2 protein-coding genes and 1 pseudogene are annotated in these 2,425 nt (G+C 66.7%); all 3 read left to right on the plus strand.

The genetic code is table 11. The annotated features are described in order from the left end of the window. A partial coding sequence (locus WA317_RS17080; protein WP_425174158.1) for an aldehyde dehydrogenase family protein occupies nucleotides 1-1,314 on the plus strand: 1,314 nt, incomplete at its 5' end. A 69-nt stretch (nucleotides 1,315-1,383) separates the two neighbouring features. After that, nucleotides 1,384-2,220: an SDR family oxidoreductase gene (locus WA317_RS17085; RefSeq protein ID WP_425174159.1), complete on the plus strand. Its 837-nt coding sequence runs from the start codon at nucleotides 1,384-1,386 to the stop codon at nucleotides 2,218-2,220. Next, nucleotides 2,213-2,425 (plus strand): annotated as a pseudogene (locus tag WA317_RS17090) (hypothetical protein); the annotation flags it as partial. The gene WA317_RS17085 and the pseudogene WA317_RS17090, both read left to right, overlap by 8 nt.

The following is a 2,425-nucleotide window of genomic DNA, read 5'->3' on the forward strand; positions in this document are numbered from 1 at the left end:
AAACCGCTGGCCTGGCGGCGCCGCCAGCTGCGCTCGCTGCGGGCGCTGCTCACCGAGCAATCCAGCGCCCTGGAAGAGGCGTTGCACGCCGATTTAGGCAAACACCGCGCCGAGGCGCAGCTGACCGAAATCGGCGCCACGGTCAACGAGATCGACTACATGCTGCGCCATCTGCGGCGCTGGATGCGCCCGCGCCGCACATCAGTGCCGGTGGCGCTGCTGCCGGCTTCGGCGCGGGTGGTGCGCGAACCGCTGGGCGTGGCGTTGATCATCAGCCCATGGAACTATCCACTGCACTTGGCGCTGGCACCGTTGGTGGGGGCGCTGGCCGCGGGCAACTGCGCGGTGCTCAAGCCCAGCGAAGTATCACCGGCCACCTCCGCCCAGCTGGCCCGGCTCCTGCCGCAGTACCTGGACCCGGATGCCGTGGCGGTCATCGAGGGAGCGGTCGAGGAGACCACGACCCTGCTCGAGCAACGATTCGACCACATCCTCTACACCGGCAACGGCACTGTGGGCCGTATCGTCATGACCGCAGCCGCCAAACATCTCACCCCGGTCACCCTGGAGCTGGGCGGCAAAAGCCCGGCCTTGATCGAACCCGGCATTGATCTGGCCACCGCAGCGCGGCGCATCGCCTGGGGAAAGTTCCTCAACGCCGGCCAAACCTGCGTCGGTGTCGATTACGTGCTGGCCATCGGTGAGACCGCTGAACAGATCGCACCGCAGCTCGCCGAGGCGGTGCGCGCCATGTACGGGCCCGATCCGGCCGCCAGCACCGATTATGGGCGCATCATCAACGAGCGTCATTTCGACCGGCTGGTGGCGCTGCTGAGCGACGGCCGCGTGGTAGTGGGCGGCGACCACGACCGCGCCGCCCGCTACATCGCGCCCACCGTACTGGCCGACGTGGACCCGCAGGCGGCGGTGATGGCTGAGGAGATCTTCGGCCCGGTGCTGCCGATCATCGGCGTCGCCGACCTCGACGCCGCCATCGACTTCGTCAACCAGCGCCACAAGCCGCTGGCGTTCTACGCCTTCACCTCCTCGCGGCACACCCGGCAACGAATACTGCACGAAACCTCCTCGGGCACTTTAAGTTTCGGTGCGCCGGTGGCCCAGCTCTCGGTGCACAGCCTGCCTTTCGGCGGTGTCGGGGAAAGCGGGCTGGGCCGCTACCACGGCCAGTACTCAGTGGACACCTTCAGCCACCATAAAGCCGTGCTGCACAAGCCGACGCGCCCCGACACGCTGCGTCTGGCCTATCCACCGTTTACCCGCCTCAAGCAACGCGTGCTGCGCCGCCTCGCCTGAGAGGCGCAACCCATCAGCGGCGCCGGCTGGCACCGACAGTGGCGACTGCGCTTAGGAAGGACTCCTGACGTGACCGAGCTCAACGGCACCACCGTGTTAGTCACCGGCGCCACCAGCGGCATCGGCAAAGCCATGGCCACCGAGCTGGCTCGCCGCGGCGCCAACATCGCCGTCTACGGGCGAAACCGCGACCGACTCGACGCGGTCACTACCGAAATCCGGCAGACCAGCGGTGTCAAAGCCATCGGCGTGGTCTGCGACGTCGCCGACCGCGCCCGCGTCTACCAGGCCATCACCGAAGTTGAGCAGCAACTCGGCCCCGTCGAGGTGCTGATCAACAATGCCGGTGTGGTGTCGGGTAAAACCCTGGCCGAGCTCACCGACGACGAAATCGAAACCGTGATCGCCACCAACGTGCTCAGCCTGTACTGGGTCACCCGCTCGGTGCTCCCACAAATGATCGCCCGCGGCAGCGGGCATATCGTGACCATCGCCTCGGTGGCCGGGCTGCTCGGAGTCAACAAACAGACCGACTACGCCGCCAGCAAACACGCCGCCCACGGCTTCGCCGAATCACTGCGTATGGAGCTGGCCGCCGCCGGCCACACCGGCATTAAAACCACCCTCATCAACCCCTACTACGTCGCGACCGGCATGTTCAAAGGCGCCAAAACACCCTTCCCCCGCCTGCTGCCGATCCTCAAACCCGACGACGTCGCCCACAAAGCCATCGCCGCGATCCGCCGCGACACCAAAGAACTCACCATGCCACCGGTGGTGCGGCTGCTGCCGGCGCTGCGGGTGCTGCCCACCGCCGTGTTCGACGCCATCGTCGAACGATTCGGAGTGAACTCCTCCATGGAACAATTCGTCGGCCACCAGCCCACGGGAGGCGATAGTGGCTGAGCCGCGAAAGCTCGTCGATGCCGCGCCCACTGCCTTCCACGACTGGATCGGAACCTCGGCGCTGCAAGAAGACATCGCCCACGGGCCGCAGCTGGAAGTGCTGGCCGGCCTCGACCGTGACCAGTGGATCGTGATCGGCATGACTATCGTGCCCGGGTGTGCTCTCTCCGGCGCCGACCAGGTCTACCTTGACGCCCTCAGATTC

The organism is Mycobacterium sp., assembly GCF_049802695.1.
Taxonomy (GTDB): Bacteria; Actinomycetota; Actinomycetes; order Mycobacteriales; family Mycobacteriaceae; genus Mycobacterium.